The organism is Paenibacillus shunpengii (assembly GCF_042684905.1).
Taxonomy (GTDB): domain Bacteria; phylum Bacillota; class Bacilli; order Paenibacillales; family Paenibacillaceae; genus Paenibacillus; species Paenibacillus shunpengii.
Genome location: NZ_JBHUMJ010000004.1, coordinates 357,748 through 377,816 on the forward strand (window position 1 = coordinate 357,748; position 20,069 = coordinate 377,816).

The following is a 20,069-nucleotide window of genomic DNA, read 5'->3' on the forward strand; positions in this document are numbered from 1 at the left end:
TATAAATACAGAGCATACATAATGAACCCCTTTGCAGGCAAGCAGCAAAGGGGTTTTGATTATATATATTTCATTTATAGAACTCTTTTTGCACCGACGTATTTAGGACCCCAATAGGTATTGTCCAGGCTGTCGATTTTTACGCCGGAGGAACTGGTAGCTGAAATGAAATTATTGTTTCCTACATAGATACCGACATGAGAGATCGAGCTTCCTGTTGTCTTGAAGAAGACCAGATCGCCTTGCTGCAGGTTTCCTTTGGATACAGATGAGCCTTGGTTATATTGGGTAGCTGCTGTACGCGGCAGGGATACTCCGTATTTATCGAATACATATTTAACCAGACCAGAGCAATCGAACCCGCTTGTGGTCGAACCGCCGTAAACATAAGGAACGCCGATGTGATTCATCGCTTCATTTACAATGCTAGTGCCTTTGACATGGTCGTTTGGAACAAGTGCAGGGCTGTATGTTTTACCGGTTGTGCTAATCATGGCCAGCATAAGATCCTTTTTCCAAGTTACGTCATAGCCCATGGCTTCTGATACAAAACGAATGGGTACATATGTACGGTCATTTCGGATGAACACTTGCGTGCCGAGACTTACTTTGCTGCTGTTGACCATCGCAGTCGTCTGGTTAGTTTGAATACGAATGGTTGTACCTCCCTTGGACAGCTTGACCACCGTTTCTTTTCCGCTCTTAAATACTTTAATCGTATAGTTCATTTCGTCAGCAAGCATGCGGACCGGCACTTGTGTACTGTAATTCTGATCCAGGAATGGCTCCGCGTCTGGGAAATCGATCAGATTACTGTTCACTTGAATATTTACCGTATTGGTACTGGAAGAGGATGCATCTGCTTGTCCATTACCCATGATTAACCCAGCTGCGAGCAGGGATGAGAACAACATATATTTACCAAACTTCTTCATTCTGAAAATTTCCTCCAATTGCCTCCGAGGTTAGCTGTCGGGTTCGAGTAGAAGGTACTCTAGCATTTCTTAACTGCTGCATTCACCCCAAATGTTGTAAATCGTCCCCCGTACTATTCTGATAGATTCGGCACACTTTTTTAATATGAATTAACTGTAATTAATATATAATAAATTAAGGTTAAAAAGTATCAAAAATGTTACCTTTGTTTTACTTTTTGTACACCAATTATTGGAATAAAACATAGAAAGAACCGGATTTTTTCGAGTAATTTCCGCTAAGTCGGGTAATATATTGTCATTGATTTGAAACAGGTATCTACAAAAGTAACAATATTGTAACTAAATAAATTGATTCTGGGACTCTATCTTATATCCATATATTGTAATAATGCCAAAAACAAAAATATATTAATAAATTGAGCACCAAAAAACCCTTCGTTAAAATCACATAAGGGTTTGGTTTGAACTATTATTTATGCTGCATACATTGATTTTACTGATTTCCTGCCGCTGCATTGGAGTGGTTCTGTTGATATATATACACAATGCTAATCCTTTTTTCTGCGTCCTGTCAGAAGCAGCAGCAGGAACGACATAAGTACGATCGCAATCGTCCAGGCCCAGGCCATGACCGTATTCCCGCTGTCCACAGCAATGTATATGGCCGTAGGGACGGTTTGAGTTTTTCCTGGAATATTGCCTGCAAGCATCAGCGTTGCGCCGAACTCACCAAGCGCTCGTGCAAATCCGAGAATATAAGCAGAAATAACAGAAGGCCAGATGAGTGGAAGTGTAATATACCGGAATACCTGCCATTCATTCGCACCGATCGAGCGTCCGGAAGCTTCAAGCTCGGAATCAATGGACGTAAATCCGACCTTCATCGTCTGATACACCAGTGGAAACGAGACGACAACAGCGGCGATGACACAGGCTGTCCACGAGAATACGACAGGTGCGGCAAAGATGGCCTCAATCCATGCTCCGATCCAGCTATTTCTCCCCAGCAGGACGAGCAGCAGAAAGCCTACAACCGTGGGTGGAAGGACCATTGGCAGCATAAACGCTGTTTCTAGCAGCAGCTTTCCTTTGAACTTGCTCTTGGACATCCATCTTGCAGTAAGCCCGCCCATCACAATCGTGATAACACTGGACAATAGGGCAACCAGTAAGGATAAGCGCACAGGAGCCCAGAAGTCATGCCAGTCAAATGAAGCTGACATCATTCAGGCACCGAGAACCCGTATTTAGTAAATACAGCTTGGGCTTCGGAAGACTGTAAAAAGTCATAAACCGCTTTTGCCGCTTCGGGATGCGCACTGTCCAATACCACACCTACAGGGTATGTAATTGCTGTGTAGCTTGAGGGATCGACAGTGTGCACGATCTTCACTTTGCTGGAAGTAAGTGCATCTGTTTTGTATACAAAACCGGCATCGGCATTCCCGGTTTCGACATACTGTAATACTTGCCGCACATCCTTGGCCTGAACTATTTTGGGTTGGAGTTGTTCATATAAGCCAAGCGAAGTAAGCGCCTCTTGTGCATAGCTTCCTGCAGGTACACTTTCAGGTATGCCAAGGGCAACAATCTTGATATCTTTAGCAGTGAGATCCTGCTCAGAGGATATAGGCAGCTCGTTGCTGCTGGAAGTAATCAGTACGAGCTCGTTGGTTAACAGCGTAGTCGTATTTTCTGTATCCATGAGCCCCTTATCTATAAGGGTCTGCATATTTTTCTCAGCTGCTGACAGAAACAGATCAGCCGGTGCCCCTTGCTCAATCTGCTGCTGAAGAGAGCCGGAGCCGCCAAAGTTGAAGCTGAGCTTTATACCAGGATGAGCTGTCTCAAAGCGGGGCTGTAGTTCCTCCAGTACATCAGTTAAGCTTGCAGCCGCTGAGATCGTCAGCTCTGTGCGTTCAGATGAAGGAGTCGAGGATGCGCTGCTGTCCGAATTGTTATGGTCTGCTGAAGGGTATGGTGAAGAAGCATTGGGTGATGCACAGGCAGATATGAATACCAGAGCTAGAAGGAAGAAAGAAATCATACTAAGCTTCGTTTGTTTTAACATAATCTCCATCCAATCGATATATTTGATTATAATTAGATATAATTAAATATATTATATTGGTTCTTTGAACAATTACAATACGAGGGTAAGAAAAGAGTATGGTACAATCAATAGCATTAATCATTTGTTATTGCATACCTGACAAGAGGGGTGGCAGATGTGACTGATATTTCCTATACAACCGAGGAAATCGCCCAGCTACTAAAAATATCAAAATTAACGGTGTACGATCTGATTAAGAAGGGGCAGCTTACAGCCTATCGTGTAGGTAAGCAGATGCGGGTCGACCACTCTGATCTTGAGGCGTACAAGCAGCGCTCCAAAGGGGTTGGTCAATATTCTAGTGAGGAGACAAGATCTTTAACTCCGGTGATCGATGCTCCTGCGAATCCACCAGCTGTTCAGGTGACGACTCAGGGAGTAAGGCAAGTGGTGATTACAGGACAAGATATGAGCCTCGATATTTTGGTGCGGCATATAGAGAAGCGCTCGCCTGGCATCAGGCCGCTTAGATCCTACGTAGGCAGCCTGGACAGCTTAATTTCCATGTATCAGGGACATTCCGATATTGTCAGCACCCATCTACTGGACGGAGATACCGGAGAATACAACATTCCTTATATTCGCAAATTGCTGATCGGCTGCTCTTATAAAGTTGTGAATTTGATGAGCAGACGAGCAGGACTATACGTTCAGCCTGGCAATCCTCATGAACTGCATGAGTGGAAGGATCTGGCCAAGTCGGGAATTCGTATGGTGAACCGGGAGCGGGGTGCAGGAGCACGGGTGCTGCTTGAGGAACAGCTTCGTATGCATGGGATCGCTGCCCGAGAGCTAATGGGCTATTATGACGAGGAATCCAATCATTTGGCTGTGGCCGGAAGGGTCGCTTCCAAACAGGCAGATGTCGGAGTAGGCATCGAGAAAGCGGCAACGATTGTGCAAGGGGTGGAATTCATTCCGCTGACGGTAGAGAGATATGACCTTGTGCTAATAAATAAGCCCGAGAATGAAGTGCTTATTCGAACTGTTCTGGATATATTGCGTTCCGAGTCCTTTATCCGGGAGCTGGGTTCAATATCGGGATATGATCTATCCCGGACAGGGGAAGTGCTGTTTGAGGCTTGAAATCAGTGAATATATGTAAGAAGGAGCCGAACGCTTGTCGGCTCCTTCTTACATATTTGTAGTAACAATTAACGTGCTCCAATATTTGTACCGCTTGGTGTCCCGGCTCCGATCAAATCACTGCCTGAAGCCAGTTTCAAGAAATTGCCCAATACCGGATTTCCGTTTGCGTCACGAGCAACTGCGGGAACAAGAGACTGAAAATCTTCACTGCTGGCGAGCAGCCCCTTCGCATTGACGCTTTTTTTGTTTTTCCACCACACGTTGCTGGATGCTACGTCTGTTCCGCTCGTCTTATCGCTTGCTCCTCCGGCAAAGGATAAATTGTTTGTGAAGATATGCGTACCCTCATCAAATGCAAAATTACTCTGTCCGTTGCTCCAGGATGTATTGTTCTTGAAGTTAATGGAGCCGGGATTGCTGTTAAAAGTAAAGCCGTGCTTCTTGTTTTGGAAAGCAATGCTGTTAACCACCGTATGATTCACCGCGATATCCTCTCCACCCAGCTTAAATCCGTTGCCGTCACTGCTCGTAGTAGACGTTCCGTCCGAGGTTTGACCGTTCTTGTAGGCAATGCTGTTGCGGATCGTTACCGGTCCAATCGGGCCTGTATCGTCCTTCGTATAGAGATCCCAGCCATCATCGACATTATATGCCGCTATACATCCATCAAATACGTTGCCGGGGCCGACCGTAAGTTTAGCAGCAAAACCGTCTGCATCTTCGCCATTATCAGGGTCGTAATTGTCATGTGAATAGGAATTAATAACTTCATTATAAGCGGGCCATTCGCTGTATCCGGCAGTGGACGCATAGCGGCCAAGCTGAATTCCAGTATCCCGGTTATGATGCGATTCTATATTTTCAATACGGTTATAGTTACCGGCTATATACAGTCCGTTATCTCCCGCGCCTTTAATTTCCAAACCTTTCACAAGCCAGTAACTGCCAAACAGCTGCAAACCGCGATTGGTCGAGGCAAAGGATTGGGCAGAAAAATCAAGGACAGGCTTCTCATTTCCGTAGGCAGCCAGTGTTTTTCTTGCCGTGGCAGAATTGCCGCTGTTATTTCGATCAATTGTAATGGTAGAGGGATAGCTGTAAGTACCGCCGCGCATATAAATTGTGTAGCCTGCTTCAATTTGCGTGAGTGCATGTTCAAGGGTTGTCGGACTTTGGAGTGTCCCGGGATTGCTTGCAGAACCGTTAGGAGCTACGTATAAATTCCCGGCAGCTGTGAGAGCCTGTGTATTTTGAGGTCCAGCCTCAGCAATCATTACAGCAGAAGTACTCTCAGCAGATAAACTCGTTAGGGGAAGTAAGGGAAGGGCAAGAGACAGGCTGATTCCGGATACAAGCGTTCGGAAGGCGACAGACTTCCGTTTTGTTTTGTAGTCAAGCAGATTCAATTTCGTCACTACGATTCCTCCTATAATTTGATTTAGATTGGCACCCGTGGTTTGGTAACGGTTGCAATCTGAATCATACGTGATATAGAGGGGTACAGGAATAATCATCTTCACTGCTCATGAGGAATGGAGGTTATATCGGAGACGAGCGGCTCCGTCGTTACAGAGCTCACATCATCATAATCATTGCATCAGATGTTATGTCTTGTGCTGCTAACACACGTCAAACTCAACAGGCCAGATAATGGAGCCGCGCGGGACGGTACCCTCCTCAAAGGCAGTGAAATGATGATGCAGCTTGGAGTGAAGGGGGCCTTCTAATATTTTGACCATATATTCGGCGTAAGTGCTGATGTTAACATCAAAGGTTGTACCAAACCGTTCGAGTAAATAGGAGGTTGCTGGTAACGGCAAAGATAAGTGAGAAGCCGTAAGCGGGTTTAACTTTTGTTTGAAGTAATTTGCAATGAGGAGCAGGGAATGACTGTCCTGTGCCACAATGAAGCTGATTTTCTCCGGGTCTGTGCTGGAGTATCTAATATATCCGCGAAGTTCCTCATCAATTAATAAGGCAGTGCTGATCGTACCTGCACCGGGGCTGATCCAATCCTGAATAGATGAACCTGGAATAAGTGCCAGCGGAGAAGAGGCATGCAAATGCTCCCACATCAGTGAGAAAGACGGAATATCTCCCAGCTCAATACGGCGTTCCCTTACTACGGCAATACGATCGGTATAGATGCTCTCCAAAGGAATGTGGACCTGCTCGTCCATCCATGCCTTTCCTTGATATCCGAAGCGAACGTAGTAATGGGGATGACCCAGTACAACGGATAAGGCAAAGTTTTTATGTAAGGCACGATGATGGCCCGCTTCGATTAACGCGGATCCAATACCTTGTTTTTGATAATTAGGATGAACTGCTAGTGGAGACAGAATTAGACCTTGGTAGGTGCTGCCCTGGATACGTATAGGCTGGGGAGTGAATAAAATGTGGCCGATAATCTGCCCATCCAGCTCGCAAACGAGAGACAGCTCCGGATCAAAAGTGCTCCGTGCTCGCAGTATATTGACAAGAACGGCCTCACCCATTCCGTAGCTGTAAGAGAAGGTGAGAGCATGCAGTTCTGTAATGGCATAATAGTCGGATGGATACTCTTGGCGGATGTTCCAATTCATTCGTTCATAGCGCCCCATTTCTATATACTATGCGTACCTGGTTACTTTTTGAGCATAGCTTAAGCAAGCTGCTTCATTTTAATGCATCGAATCAACAACAAAAAAGAATTGCTATCATCTTGGATTTATGAGATAATTGATGTTTGCCTGAATTGGTATTTAGATATCATGGCGTGGATTTACCTTATAAGAAAAATGTTAATGTGGGGGAGTAACCGTGGAGCGATATCCTTTCTCCTATAATCCGACCGAGCCTTTCGTGAAGCAAGTGGGCGATTGGGTGGCGGATGTATTTTATGATATGTTGCCCGAGCATGGTTTTGAAGTGCGGGATGAACAGATTTATATGGCGTATCAGCTGGAAAGAGCCTATGCCGACAAGAAGACGATATTTGCAGAAGCAGGTGTCGGTACGGGGAAGACGCTCGTGTATTTGCTGTATGCGGTGAACTATGCCCGTTATACCCGTAAACCAGCTGTAATTGCTTGTGCGGACGAATCGTTAATTGAGCAGCTCGTCAAGCCGGAAGGCGATATTGCCAAGCTTGCACGCTACTTGGGATTGAACATTGACGCAAGACTGGGGAAATCCCCGGATCAATATATTTGTCTTAAAAAGATGGACGGCGCCCGCCTTAAGGATGAGGATGCCGGTGTAATTGAAGAGGTCTATAACAGTCTGCCGGACTTCGTCCATTCGCCTGGAACGCTGCAGACCTTCTCCCCTTATGGGGACAGGAAGGAATATCCCCATCTAAACGACGAGCAGTGGGACAAGATCAGCTGGGATTCTTTCCAGGATTGTTTTGTGTGCGACAAAAGGCATCGCTGCGGGATGACCCTCTCGAGAGATCATTACCGTAAGTCGACCGATCTCATCATTTGTTCTCACGATTATTATATGGAGCATGTTTGGACATATGAAGGGAGAAAGAGGGAAGGTCAGCTTCCGCTGCTTCCCGAGCACAGCTCTGTCGTGTTTGACGAAGGCCATCTGCTGGAATCTGCTGCACAGCATGCGCTCAGCTATAAGCTGAAGCACACCGCTTTTGAAGAGATGATTACAAGGCTTCTGGATGGAGAAATACGTGAAACGCTCGCTGAGCGGGTAGAGGATGCCATTGACCAAAGTAAAGTGGTATTCAGCTTGGTTCAAGAGCTCAGTACTACCATTCCGGGATCAGATCGGAAAAGAGTGGGCGTTAATGAGGCTTTGCTCATACAGTTAAATCGCTGGAATGATACGCTTGAGGCGATTGACGAGGAGCTGGTGTTCGAAAGCGGCCTGCACACACTCAATGAATATAAGCTTCGAATTGTGGAGGAGCACCTCGAGATGATTCAAACGGCTCTCCAGCTGTTCAGACAGCCTGGCAGTTATATTTGCTGGGCGGAAGAGAGCGAGGACGGCGACGTCACGCTAGCTGTTATGCCGCAAAAGGTCAAAGAAGTGCTGGAGCAGCGAGTATTCGGGCTGAATATGCCTATCGTATTCTCCTCTGCAACACTATCCGTAGGACAGTCTTTTGATTATGTCGCTGATAGTCTTGGTATTACCGATTATTTATCGTTCTCCGTGAATTCACCATATAATTATGCCGATCAGATGAGACTGATTGTACCTGAAGAGCTCTGCGAGGCGGGAGAGCTTCGAAGTGAGGTTCTCTTTGCCAAAAAGCTGGCGAGTGCCGCCAAGCTGCTCGCACACTCCGAAGGACGAGCCCTTCTTCTGTTCACTACAATGGAAGAGCTGCGCAGATTCAAGCAGGCTGCAGCCCAGCACCCTTATTTCGCTTCCTATAAGATGCTGTTCGAAGGGGACAGAGAGATCAGCAGCCTGATTGCAGACTTCCAGAACAATGAGGAAACGGTACTCTGTGCAACGAGCTTGTGGGAAGGACTGGACGTACCGGGACCCTCCTTATCCAACGTCATGATCTGGTCACTTCCGTATCCCCCGGAAGATCCGGTATTTATGGCCAAGCGGGAGGCAGCAGAGTCCAGCTATGAGGAAGTGGACATGCCTTATATGCTTCTTAGACTGCGGCAGGGGCTCGGGCGATTGATTCGTTCGTCGTCGGATCAGGGAATTGCCGCTGTGCTTGATCCTGAGCTTGTCGCCGATTCGAAGGTCAGAGAACGGGTGGAGGCTGTGCTTCCTCAAGGAGCAGTACTCAGGGTGGAGAAGATATAGCTGTTGAACTACAAACCATGATGAGTTCAATATGGAATCGATACTGAAATAAATAAAGGTCAGTGATCTGATCCTTGTAAGTCTCTTGCAGACTTCACGAAGGGCCAGTTTACTGACCTTTTTTGTACAGGATGTATAGGCTTCCTACTTATCAAAAAAACCTGTGCTAAGGTAGCGTTCGCCTGTATCCGGTGCGATACAGAGCACTTTGTGATCAGCTCCCAGCTGCTTGGCGATCTGCAGCCCGGCCCACACCGATGCGCCGGAAGACGGACCGAGCAGAAGTCCTTCCTCAGCGGCCAGTCGCCGCATGATATCTAGAGCATCCTCGTCCGTTACTTGAATAATCTCATCCCACACATGGGTGTTGACGATGGAAGGAATAAACCCGGGGCTCGTCCCGACCAGTTTATGAGGGCCAGGCTCACCGCCGGACAATACGGGGGATCCTGCAGGTTCAACTGCATAGATCCGAATGTCTGGAATCTGACGGCGGAGCTCTTCGCCGGTTCCTGTAATGGTTCCGCCGGTTCCCGAAGTCGCTACAAAAGCATCTAATTTCCCGTCCATCTGGGTCATGATTTCGAGTGCTGTTGTCGTTCGGTGAGCATCCGGATTGGCTTGATTCTCAAATTGCTGCGGGATGAAGCTCCCCGGTAGGGCTTCTTTAAGCTCCAGCGCTTTTTGAATCGCTCCAGGCATACGCTCGGCAGCAGGAGTAAGTACAACCTCTGCGCCGTACGCCTTGAGTATGTTAATTCGTTCTTTGCTCATGTTATCAGGCATGACTAGAATTGCTTTGTACCCTTTGGCTGCGGCGTTCATAGCCAGACCGATGCCTGTGTTTCCGCTGGTAGGCTCTATAATGGTTGCGCCAGGCTGAAGAAGGCCGCGGAGTTCCGCCTGTCTGATCAGATTGGCTGCGGCACGATCCTTCACACTGCCGCTGGGATTGAAGTATTCGAGCTTGACGTATACATCAGCATGACCGGCTTTCGGTAGACGATTCAGCCTGACGACCGGAGTGTTCCCGATCAATTCGGTTACATTGTTTACAACGAGGCGATTGCCTGATTTCGGCACGGCAGAATGATTTTGATCATGCATGTGAAAGTCCCCTTTAGTTAATATCCTATTATTTCAGTAGGAATATATATCTTCTAATATCATACGAACAGAAAGACTGCTCCGTCAAGACAGCTCCGTCAGGTCAATGCCCAGCCGTTCGCTCATTTCCTTCATGACTTCGGTCTTGCAGAAGGTCCACAGTAAATATAGGCGCCGGTGATATCCCCGGCATAGGTAGCGCATTTCAAATCCTTCCCTCAGCTTGTTCTCCTCGTAAATGCGGATCCCGTCTCTACGCATCTGCATCCGGATATCCGTCAAATTTCGAGTTACATCCATCTGGATGCGGGTTAAATGATGGACATACAGCTGAGGCATATGCAAAGAAACATGCTGTATGGTATGAATGTCCTGTTCAAGCACATCCAGCATGAGAATGTGCATCATATATTTTTTGACCAGCAAATGATCTGCTTCACTGGGGACCGGGGCGGTGGATGATGTAGACATCCCGTTCACTTCCTTACTGATATGTAGTTGAATCCGTTTCATACTATGCTTTGAATTATATTTACAGAACATACGTTCCTGTAATATTATATTCAATATAAGATCTGTTTATGCGGTCTGACAAGTGGAAATTGCATACATACGGATGGGGAGAGGGGTTTGATGAAGCGATGATTCATCATCTAGAGATCTATGTCTCTGATTTGGAGAGAAGCACTGCATTCTGGGGATGGCTTCTAACGGAGCTGGGATATGAGCAGTATCAGAAATGGGAGAAGGGAATAAGCTGGAGATTTGGAGCGGCTTATCTTGTATTTGTGCAGGCTGAGGACCGATTCCTTGATGTCCCGTATCACAGATGCAGAGTGGGGCTTAATCATCTTGCTTTTCACGCCGAATCAAGAGCGCAGGTCGATTCGCTTACCCGTCAGATGAGGGATAGAGGAGTCCCGATCTTGTACGAGCATCTTCACCCTTATGCGGGAGGAGAGCGGCATTACGCTGTATATTTTGAAGATCCTGACCGAATTAAGGTAGAGCTTACAGCACCACCGGAGAATACATGCAGCTAATGCACAATGGATAAGAGAAAGGCAGCATCGATCAATGATGATCGATGCTGCCTGGATTAATAGGATTTATGCCATATATTGCGGTTTATCGTAGAGTGCGTCCTTCTCTAATATGACCTTGTACGGGCGTTCCTTGCCTTTCAAGGAAGGGCCAAGCGTGACAATGGGCACCTCGGGCTTCTTGAAACTGTTGCCGCTGTCACCTTCCGGTACAGATCCGGTTGTTTCGCGGGCGGCACTCAGACGTACCTTGGGGGCTCCTCTTTTTTTGGTGAGCCTCTGTCTGATTGGTTTCATCCCAACTCTCCTCCTAACAGGTCGTGAATAGCACTAAATAGTTGGCGATTATCGCGGTCAATTTGCTGGAATAGATCATCACCTGCCTCAAGGTGTCCAACAAGATGCACGGTAAATACATAACCACTTGCTACAGGATAGCACAGCATATACTCTTTCTCAAGATAATCATCGTACAGATTCACCTTAATTTTGTTCTCCTTGTACGCATCAACGACAAGAATTCGACTGGGATCATCCGGCGTTTTGCCATCATTGATATTCATAGGGTAACGCCTCCCGATCTCACCGACATTTCCGGCTACCTGCTCAATATATCCGGATAGAGATACCCGGTGCACCGTGGTACCGCGTACGAGAAAGTGAGGCCGAGATACAAAAGCCGTTCGCAGTGTATCACTCATACGATGCAGCATTTGATCATCAATTTTGCGGGAACGCAGCAGTTCACGAAAGAAACGAAGCAGCTTCAGCAGCTGAATGCGTTTATTCTCTTCCTCCTGCTTTACTTTATTCACTTTCTCTGTTAAATACATATCCGACCAAGGGCCTAATCTTTCCATCATGTCTGCAATTTTGTGACAGGCTACCGATACAGCGGGTGCCCAGTTGCTATCTGAACGAATCTCATAAGTCAGGGAACCTAGACCAAGAAGATCACTGGGCATTCGCATGCCTTCGATATCTTTACTGCTATCCAGCTCGTTAACATGCTCAGGTAATATAAAGAATATGCGTCCTCTTCCCAATCGGCTCATAAAAAGACCCATTTCAAACAGGGTATTGTCCCGTACCGTGGCGTACATTTTTCCTCGAATACTGGTGATGTCATCCGGGTGGAAAATAAAAATGGCGAAATCACTGCTTCGAACCTGCTCCTCCAAATCCTCCATCGTATAGCTGCTAGGGTTAAATACGCCGGCATACCATGGAGTGACTTCAGCAGCATACCTTAAATTCTCATGTACAGCTGCGGCAATAGGCTTCGCTTCAAGGGAACATCCGATGAACGCTCTAGGCTTTATCGTCTTCATAGTCCGCTCCGCCTCGCTTACGGGATATGGTTTTTTAAGATCTTTTTCTATATTATACCATTTACCCGAATTTGACGAACCGAAAAGCATCACATTCTGAAGAAAGAGACGTAAGAACTAGAGTTATGCGACTAAAGACGATACTATGATTATTAATAGTCTATTCGCCGTTACATGAAGTGGACATGATGCATGTAATAAAGTGAGTATAAATTACCAAGCAGGCACCGTTTCTGGTATGTTATAATGAGTTTAATCATATATTAAAGAACTGACTCTATGCACGAATATATGATTACTAACAGAAAGGATCTGGATACCATGAGTCCCCGAAGGATGAAGCCCCAAAGGACAATTTGGAAACGAAACGATTCCTCGTATACGTAGCTTCCCTTACGCGATTAGTAAAAGTCACTAGTTAAATGACCAACTATGCGTAGGGAGAGGTAAGCCAAATGAATATTCGAAGGATGAACTCCTCTCAGCTTTCCTTACGCATTAGTTTCGGTCTGTTTCTGACCAAACTACAAACAATGCGAGGGAATCTGTATGAGGACAAAGCAAAAACTTCTGTTTTGGAATAAGACGGCTGTAACAACTCAAGAACAACCTGTTTCATTCGAAAACAGAAAAAAGACGGCAGTAACTGAGGCCGTAAGATCGATTTTTAACTTGAATGAGCTGAAAAGTATCGGAATGATGCTTTTTGGGACGATGCTGATGGCGTTTGCTTTTTATCACATCAACTATGTGAACCATTTGTCGGAAGGCGGATTTGTAGGATTAGCCCTGCTTGGCAGTTATGTCGCCGGTTGGTCTCCTGCACTTACCAGCTTGCTGCTGGATATTCCAGTCATTCTGATTGCGTGGTATTTCATGGGCCGAAAGTATATGCTCAAAGCCATGCTGGGAGCTTTATCTTTCTCCTTATTTTATGAATGGTGCGAACGGTATTCACCTCTCGTCATTGATCTCCAGGGAAGTCTGCTGGCAGCGGCCCTTATATCTGGTATTCTAACCGGAGTCGGAGCAGGGATCGTTATTGCGAGTGGAAGCGCGACAGGCGGAGATGACATTCTGGCAGTGCTCGTCAGCAAGTGGAGCCGAATGAAGATCGGATCGGTGTTCTTTATTTTTGACGGGATGGTACTTCTATTATCACTACTCTTTATGCCGCTCAAAGAAACGCTGTATACGGTGCTTGCGGTATGGATTGCAAGTAAGTTCATAACTCTGATTACTCAAGCAGCAGCTAAGAAGCAGCGGCCCGAATATGAGAGGGAGACCTTACAGCCGAAGCCGGTCAAGACCGATGTTATACTATTACCATTACCGAAGCCTGCAGCTTCAGCTGCGTCTGTTTCATATTCACCGATTAGAACGAAGGATACCAAGCATCACGTATCCACCACCCGAGTTAAGCAGTCAAGTGCTGCCGGAGGATAGAAGATGATTGGTATTGATCATACAGTTGAACATTGATGATAAGAACAAGAAGGATCTGCATGCTTGCAGGTCCTTTTTTGCGTTGTCTTCACAATAGTCGCTGCTTCTAAAAATCGGATATCAAATTTAGTCACAGGTGCCAATGTGAATACAGCGCAGCTCTTCTAAAATAAAGTAAATCTAAGGAGAGAGGAGTACAAATGGATGGATCGTTGGGGAGCATTCGTGAAAAGTATGGGAGACATTTCGGTTCATGAAATAGGGGGAAGTCTGAAAGGTCTTCGATTTGCAGTGAAGGACGTCTATGATATTCAAAATCATGTGAGCAGTGCTGGAAATCCTGACTTTCAACGTACACATCATCCAGCCAAGAATTATGCACCCATCCTGTTACGAATATTGGAAGAGGGAGCTCAACTCGTAGGTGCAACACATACGGACGAGCTCATGTTCGGACTGAACGGCGAGAATGAACAGTGGGGTACTCCGGTTAATCCTAAGGCACAAGGCCGTATTCCAGGAGGGTCGTCAAGCGGGTCTGCTGTGTCGGTTGCTGCTGAGATGGTTCATTTTGCGTTAGGAACAGATACAGCGGGATCTGTTCGAGTTCCTTCCAGCTATTGCGGAGTATACGGTATTCGGCCTACATGGGGATGCCTGTCATTGACTGGAGTCGTCCCTCTAGCCCCTAGTTTTGATACGCCGGGCTGGATGGCAAACGAAATAGAGACCATGCTGAAAGTGGGAAAGACGTTATTTAAAGGTGATGCTCGAGAAAATGATCGAGACGAGCTTAGGTTTGTATGGGCAACGGATATGTGGGATCTGGTAGACGAGCAAGTACAAGAAGAATTGGGTGTGAGATTTGGGCAACTACGCTCGGCACTGAATTGTGATGAAGAAGCGATAACCGAAGGGATGCAATTCGAGCTAATGGATTGGGTTCGAGCCTTTCGTACATTACAGGGATATGAGATATGGAGAACACACGGACCTTGGATCGAGGAAGTAAACCCGCGATTTGGAGCTGCTGTTCGCGAGCGTTTTAAATGGGCCGAAGGAATACAAGCTCAAGATGCCGGGTTGGCACGGGAAGATATCAAGCAAGTTCGAGCATTTCTTCATGAGAAGCTGCAAAAGAATACGGTGCTAATTGTGCCGACAACTCCGAGCATAGCCCCTGAAATTGGACTCACGGGTAAGGAAGCAGAACAGATAAGAATTAGCACAATGCAGCTATGCTGTGTAGCTGGAATAGGCGGGTTACCCCAAGTTAACGTTCCATGGATGGAGGCTCAGGGATATCCTTTCGGCTTATCATTTATTGCTGGACCGGGCCGGGATATGGATCTCTTGCGGCTTATCGCTAATATCGAATCTGAGCTGAAGCTGGTTCCCCGAAAGGAGCACATTCGATGAAATATGTGAGCTTTATTCAGAATGGAAAAGAGCAGGCTGGCATTCAAGCTCAGCAAGGTGTCATTTCAATAGAGATGATGAATCGAATCTACAAGACGGATTGGCCTACAGATATGATGTCCTTGCTGAGAGAAGAAAGGCTTGATGAGCTGAATAGCTGGATCATAAGCAGATCTTTTATTAATGAATTACCAGGTCTCGAAATGGCTTCCCCGGATGAGATTTATTTTGCTCCCTTGTATCGTAATCCTGGAAAAATATATGGAATAGGCTTTAACTATACCTCCAGTTATGAAGAACTTACTGCGTTCAGGAATCAAAAAGAACGTGAGGAACCTGTAGGATTTTTCAAACCAAGCACCAGCTTAATTGGTCCCGCGGACGATATTCGGCTTCCAGAGCAATCTGAGCGAGTCATCGCAGAGGCAGAGCTTGCGATCGTTATTGGCAAAGCTTGCAGTCATGTGTCCGAAGAGATCGCGGCTGGCTGTATTGCAGGCTATGTTGCCGTGCTTGATATTGGTGCAGATGATATACATCAAAAAAACCCCCGATTCTTAACTCGCTCCAAAAGCTTCGATACTTTCTTCAGTCTGGGTTCTGAGCTGCTAACACCGGATGAGGTCGATCCGTTTGCGGAGATCCAGATTGCGACGATAAGAAATGGACAGGTTGAAGCACGAAAAAAGGCTGGCCTAATGAGGTACACACCTGCACATGTAGTATCTTTTCATTCCGAGCACATGACGCTTCTTCCCGGAGATATCATCATGACGGGAACTCCCGGAGCCTGTATTATTCGTGAGGGTGATCATGTCGAATGTCGAATAGATGGTTTTATGCCTCTCGTAAATTTCGTTTCAAGAACAATCAAACGGACAGATGCTTAAAAAATTTGCAGGGAAGGAAGATAGAAATGAGTTATGAACTAATGAAATTTACAATGAAGCACCCAGGAGATGTAAGTGAACTAGAGGAACAACTTGAGTCCGGCCAAATCAAGGCCGCTCATATCAAAGCCATCATAGCTCAAACAGAAGGAGATAATTATGCAAGAGGATATAGTACACTTGCTTTCCAAGTGTTATTGTCCAAATATTTAAGCAAAACCCATGATGCTATTTTTGAAGAAATTCCGATGATGATGATTGGTAAGACTGGCGGTTATATGAGTCCGCATTATACCGTATTTTTGAGAAACGATCATCATCTGTCTGATTCAAGAGCGGGAAGCAAACGATGGGTATTCGGCGTAGCTTCAAGTCGAACGCTTCTTCCGGAAGAAATCGGCACTTGCGTTCAAGTGGATCTGGCAGCAGAAGCGGTACGTGATGCAATCAGAGACGCAGGAATCACAGATCTTGGTGACGTGCACTGTGTTGAAATCAAGTGTCCCTGGGGGGAAGGAGGGGTTCGATCCAAAGCTTCTTCTGCACTCGGCTCTGCGGTAGCTTTAGGGGAGGTCGATCGGGAAAAGATTACGGATGAAGCGATCAATGGGGACCATCGTTTATATACAGTCAAAACCTCTGTCTCCGCAGGCGGAGAACAGACAGCCATTCGTGTAATTGTGATGGGTAACAGAGACGGGGCAGACAGTTCACTTGTAATCGCATCTGGCATGATGGAGGACGGATTTGATCTCAGAGGACTTTATCGTGTCTTCGCATCTCTGGATATGGCCGTTGATCCTTTGCTATCACCCAAGGAGCAGGGGAGGATTCGGCAAATATTTGTAAATGCCGGTGCGGATGCTTTGCCTCATATTAGAGGACAGCGTCACACCATTCACACCGATGCACTAAGCATGCATGCAGGAGTCGTTGCCAAATCAGTGGCTCATGCGGTTGTGGCAAGCGTTGTTAATGATGCAGCCATATTGTGCTCAGCCGGTTCAGAGCATCAGGGCCCGCGTGGAGCTAATCTAATCGCAGTTATCGCTGAAGCCAGAGGGGATGAGGAATGATGAGTGAGATCTGGAAATGTAAAGGATTTGCTAATGCGCATACACATCTGGATAAGGGGATGCTCGTTCCCGAGGTAGTCTATGTGGATGCTCCCGCGAGCATTCGTGGCGGATGGACGAGGGAGAAAAAAGCTGAGTTTACTAAAATGGATATATATGACCGCGCTGAGAAGGCGCTTCTTCAGATGATTCGTTATGGAACGACTTATGTAAGAACACATGTAGATGTAGATCCGGTTGTCGGCTTGAAAGGAATAGAGGCTATGCTTGAGCTGCAACAAGCATTTGCCAAGCACATCGTTATTGACATTACAGCTTTTAATCAGGAAGGCTTTGATCGGTACCCAGAGACAGAGAAACTGCTGCAGGAAGCACTCACTATGGGGAGGATGGGGCTTGGCGGACATACGCTAGTTGATGTAGATGGTAAATTACACATTAGAAAAATGATGGCGATGGCTGAGCAATTTGATGTTCCCTGGTTAGAATTCCATACAGATGAGAGTGGGAAGCCGGAGGACTTTCTTCTGCCCTTTCTTGCAGAGCAAGCCTTAGAGCAGGAATGTGGAGATAAGATCTATGCCATTCATTGCAATTCTCTGGCGACTGTACCCGATCTTAAAGCGGCAAAAACGATAGAGCTTATGGCAAATGCCAAGCTTCATGTTACAGTGTGTCCTACAGCAGTAGCAACAAGACCCATTACAAGAACGAAAGAGCTCTTGAAAGCAGGAATTCCAGTAGGACTTGGAAGTGACAATATGGGAGATCTATTCAATCCACTTGGAGGAGGCAACATGCTCGGCTATGCGCAGCTTCTGGCTTACGTGCAGCGGTTTTATGAGCCTGAGGAACAGCTTGCTCTATTAGATATGATTCGAAGAGGCCCGGCTGATCCGCTATCGGCTTCTTCTTATCATGAGCTTAATGTATCCGTCGTATTTGAAACACATGAGGCACGCGAGTTATTATCCCACGTGCCTCTCCCTCAAATTGTTCAGGACAAAGTATGTTCAGCTTGAATTTCATGAGATTTAAGAATGTGATGAATCATGACGGCCATTTGCAGCTTGAGGAGGTCCACAGGATCTTTAAATGAAAGCTGAAGAAGGGATTCACATTTATTTAATCGATAGAAGACGGTATTGCGGTGCAGGAAGAGCACCCTTGCCGTCTCTTTGACATTGCAGTTTTGCTGTAAGTACACATCGAGTGTCTGCAATAGTTCTATATTTTCATCTGATTTCGGAAAAGCAATCGATTTGAGAATACTGCCGCAAAACTCCCTTAATTTATGATAAGGCAGCATCCGAATCAGATCAGGAACCTGCTGAACTCGGTAAGCATGTACTGAAGTGGAGCTATGACTGTCATTTGCATGTTTTAATGCCAGGACAGCTTCCTGATAAGCCCTGGCCAATCGGTCAAGCTGATCGGCATGATTGCTGAGTCCAATGGAGAAGAGGTGATGGTCATTGCTTTTTCGAAGATGGGAGAGTGCACTCTGCAGCAATTGAATCAATCGTCCCTCTTGCTGTGAAACCGACAGATCATTAGAAGTCAGAATGATGACAATATGATCTCCTTTGACGGTTGTTATGGCATTCATGTGTTTAGCATCAAGGTAGGCCTGAATCTGCTCTTGCAGGTACTCATAACCCCTGCTATTAAAAGGAAAGGAAATCCGTCCGTCCAATGAAGAGTCAACTTGGCAAACAGCGACCCAATAGGTGCCATTTGATTGTAATCCATATTTCTCGCCGCGTTTCATAATCTCCTGTACTGATGTATAACCGTTATCTAATAACTCACTGAAAAATTCTTCTCTAAGCCGGTTTGACCCCTCCATTAGAGCAGCTTGCTTGACGCTCTCAAGAGCAATGACCTGAGCAGCTTGTTCCAGAGGCATCAGCAATGTTTTTAACGTTTCATCCGTATGCATGACAATAATGTAGCCCTTTAAATTTCCAGAAGAATGAATGGGATACACTCCGAGCCGTTCTCCGCTTGTTGTTTTATAGTACGATAGGCTGTTTTCAGTAGGGCTCTGATTCACAATGAATTGAAGTAGTTCTTCGCGAAACTCCTCAGATACTGCCCAGGAGCGAGCAGAAGCCGACCATCCGACCATGGTCCGCTTGCTGTTCGTAATCAGAATTGGATGATGAACTACGCTTGTCAGTGTCTGGGCGATGTCTGACATGGTAGCACCATTCAGGAAGAGTTTGGAAAATTTACGATGAATCTCAAAAGTCCGTTCAAGCTCAACCTGCTTTTCATTCAGTAAAATGCTCATGACTTGACTCATCATATCCCCGAGACCCTTTTCATTAGGAAGTACAGCGATTGGCATTCGCAAGGTTGAGGAAGCGGAGAGCATCGCTTTTGGAAGTGGGCTGATGTGGTGACTGGCTTTAATAATCATACCTGCACATCCAGCTTCGGACATTTGATGAATGAATGCGGTAAGTACACGGTGATTGCTTAAAATTACATGTTCTGTGGTGAATAGAAGCTGCCCTCTACACAGCCATGTCGCAATGTCAGGAGAAGCGGACTCTTGATGTGGAAGTTTGACCATGACATTAACGGACTCAATGGTTGAATCCAATCCGTTCTCCCCGGCAACAACGGAAGCGCCGTAGAAGAACGGCAACTTTAAAATTTTTTTCAGTGTTAGTGCCATTTTCATTCCTCCAATGTAAGATTTTATGACGTCATGAATTCAATCTAGGTAAAAACGGACCTGAACAATAGAGTTTTTAACCATTATGCCCTATCAAATAGAGCGCATCTAGATATATGCCCCATTTTTGTAAGTGCTGCTGAAGTTCATAG

The 20,069-nt window shown here is 46.1% G+C and carries 18 protein-coding genes and 1 riboswitch; of the genes, 8 read left to right on the forward strand and 10 right to left on the reverse strand.

Annotated features, from left to right (window positions below; translation table 11 throughout):
• Positions 1–74: 74 nt before the first annotated feature.
• From ACFSVM_RS18015 to modA, 3 genes are all read right to left on the reverse strand, one after another.
• On the reverse strand, positions 75–935 hold the full coding sequence (locus tag ACFSVM_RS18015; RefSeq protein ID WP_274358916.1) for a C40 family peptidase: 861 nt from the start codon (positions 933–935) through the stop codon (positions 75–77).
• Between the two features lie 4 nt (positions 936–939).
• Positions 940–1,078: riboswitch (cyclic di-AMP (ydaO/yuaA leader) on the reverse strand.
• 408 nt (positions 1,079–1,486) lie between these two features.
• A complete protein-coding gene (modB, locus tag ACFSVM_RS18020; protein ID WP_076313145.1) occupies positions 1,487–2,164 on the reverse strand; it encodes a molybdate ABC transporter permease subunit in 678 nt (225 codons plus the stop codon).
• Entirely contained in the window at positions 2,161–3,009 is an 849-nt protein-coding gene (modA, locus tag ACFSVM_RS18025) for a molybdate ABC transporter substrate-binding protein (RefSeq protein ID WP_076313144.1), read from the reverse strand. Before modA ends, modB begins: the two co-directional genes overlap by 4 nt.
• A gap of 150 nt (positions 3,010–3,159) precedes the next feature.
• On the opposite strand from modA, the gene ACFSVM_RS18030 reads away from it, so the two are divergent.
• Positions 3,160–4,137, forward strand: coding sequence for a substrate-binding domain-containing protein (locus ACFSVM_RS18030; RefSeq protein ID WP_090725459.1), 978 nt, complete (start codon positions 3,160–3,162; stop codon positions 4,135–4,137).
• Between the two features lie 68 nt (positions 4,138–4,205).
• Here the strand turns inward: ACFSVM_RS18030 and ACFSVM_RS18035 are convergent, their stop codons facing one another.
• Both ACFSVM_RS18035 and ACFSVM_RS18040 read right to left on the reverse strand, forming a co-directional pair.
• Positions 4,206–5,414 (reverse strand): right-handed parallel beta-helix repeat-containing protein, encoded by a 1,209-nt coding sequence (locus tag ACFSVM_RS18035; RefSeq protein ID WP_076313530.1) that lies wholly within the window; start codon positions 5,412–5,414, stop codon positions 4,206–4,208.
• Positions 5,415–5,759: 345 nt separating this feature from the next.
• Positions 5,760–6,725, reverse strand: a complete 966-nt coding sequence (locus tag ACFSVM_RS18040; protein WP_379263730.1) for a GNAT family N-acetyltransferase — start codon at positions 6,723–6,725, stop codon at positions 5,760–5,762.
• A gap of 217 nt (positions 6,726–6,942) precedes the next feature.
• On the opposite strand from ACFSVM_RS18040, the gene ACFSVM_RS18045 reads away from it, so the two are divergent.
• Complete coding sequence (locus ACFSVM_RS18045) at positions 6,943–8,919, forward strand: ATP-dependent DNA helicase (protein ID WP_379263732.1); 1,977 nt, start codon at positions 6,943–6,945, stop codon at positions 8,917–8,919.
• A gap of 144 nt (positions 8,920–9,063) precedes the next feature.
• On the opposite strand, the gene cysK is transcribed toward ACFSVM_RS18045, so the two are convergent.
• Complete coding sequence (cysK, locus tag ACFSVM_RS18050; RefSeq protein ID WP_090725463.1) at positions 9,064–10,026, reverse strand: cysteine synthase A; 963 nt, start codon at positions 10,024–10,026, stop codon at positions 9,064–9,066.
• An 84-nt stretch (positions 10,027–10,110) separates the two neighbouring features.
• Complete coding sequence (locus ACFSVM_RS18055) at positions 10,111–10,497, reverse strand: hypothetical protein (RefSeq protein WP_379263734.1); 387 nt, start codon at positions 10,495–10,497, stop codon at positions 10,111–10,113.
• A 170-nt stretch (positions 10,498–10,667) separates the two neighbouring features.
• On the opposite strand from ACFSVM_RS18055, the gene ACFSVM_RS18060 reads away from it, so the two are divergent.
• Positions 10,668–11,069, forward strand: a complete 402-nt coding sequence (locus ACFSVM_RS18060; RefSeq protein WP_090725539.1) for a VOC family protein — start codon at positions 10,668–10,670, stop codon at positions 11,067–11,069.
• A gap of 66 nt (positions 11,070–11,135) precedes the next feature.
• On the opposite strand, the gene ACFSVM_RS18065 is transcribed toward ACFSVM_RS18060, so the two are convergent.
• On the reverse strand, positions 11,136–11,366 hold the full coding sequence (locus ACFSVM_RS18065; RefSeq protein ID WP_047910985.1) for a hypothetical protein: 231 nt from the start codon (positions 11,364–11,366) through the stop codon (positions 11,136–11,138).
• Entirely contained in the window at positions 11,363–12,400 is a 1,038-nt protein-coding gene (locus ACFSVM_RS18070; protein ID WP_177178751.1) for a nucleotide-binding protein, read from the reverse strand. Before ACFSVM_RS18070 ends, ACFSVM_RS18065 begins: the two co-directional genes overlap by 4 nt.
• Before the next feature lie 549 nt (positions 12,401–12,949).
• Here ACFSVM_RS18070 and ACFSVM_RS18075 point away from each other — a divergent pair.
• The 5 genes from ACFSVM_RS18075 to ACFSVM_RS18095 all read left to right on the forward strand — a co-directional run bounded on the left by ACFSVM_RS18075 (position 12,950) and on the right by ACFSVM_RS18095 (position 18,253).
• Entirely contained in the window at positions 12,950–13,846 is an 897-nt protein-coding gene (locus ACFSVM_RS18075; protein ID WP_076313137.1) for a YitT family protein, read from the forward strand.
• Positions 13,847–14,050: 204 nt separating this feature from the next.
• Positions 14,051–15,265 (forward strand): amidase, encoded by a 1,215-nt coding sequence (locus ACFSVM_RS18080; protein ID WP_379263738.1) that lies wholly within the window; start codon positions 14,051–14,053, stop codon positions 15,263–15,265.
• A complete protein-coding gene (locus tag ACFSVM_RS18085) occupies positions 15,262–16,155 on the forward strand; it encodes a fumarylacetoacetate hydrolase family protein (protein WP_090725468.1) in 894 nt (297 codons plus the stop codon). The genes ACFSVM_RS18080 and ACFSVM_RS18085 overlap by 4 nt, the downstream gene beginning before the upstream one ends.
• Before the next feature lie 26 nt (positions 16,156–16,181).
• Entirely contained in the window at positions 16,182–17,231 is a 1,050-nt protein-coding gene (locus ACFSVM_RS18090) for a ring-opening amidohydrolase (RefSeq protein ID WP_076313134.1), read from the forward strand.
• Entirely contained in the window at positions 17,228–18,253 is a 1,026-nt protein-coding gene (locus tag ACFSVM_RS18095) for an amidohydrolase family protein (protein WP_256209770.1), read from the forward strand. The genes ACFSVM_RS18090 and ACFSVM_RS18095 overlap by 4 nt, the downstream gene beginning before the upstream one ends.
• Here ACFSVM_RS18095 and ACFSVM_RS18100 read toward each other — a convergent pair.
• Positions 18,229–19,917: a PucR family transcriptional regulator gene (locus ACFSVM_RS18100; RefSeq protein WP_177178752.1), complete on the reverse strand. Its 1,689-nt coding sequence runs from the start codon at positions 19,915–19,917 to the stop codon at positions 18,229–18,231. The two genes, ACFSVM_RS18095 and ACFSVM_RS18100, sit on opposite strands and share 25 nt — an antisense overlap.
• Between the last annotated feature and the right edge of the window lie 152 nt (positions 19,918–20,069).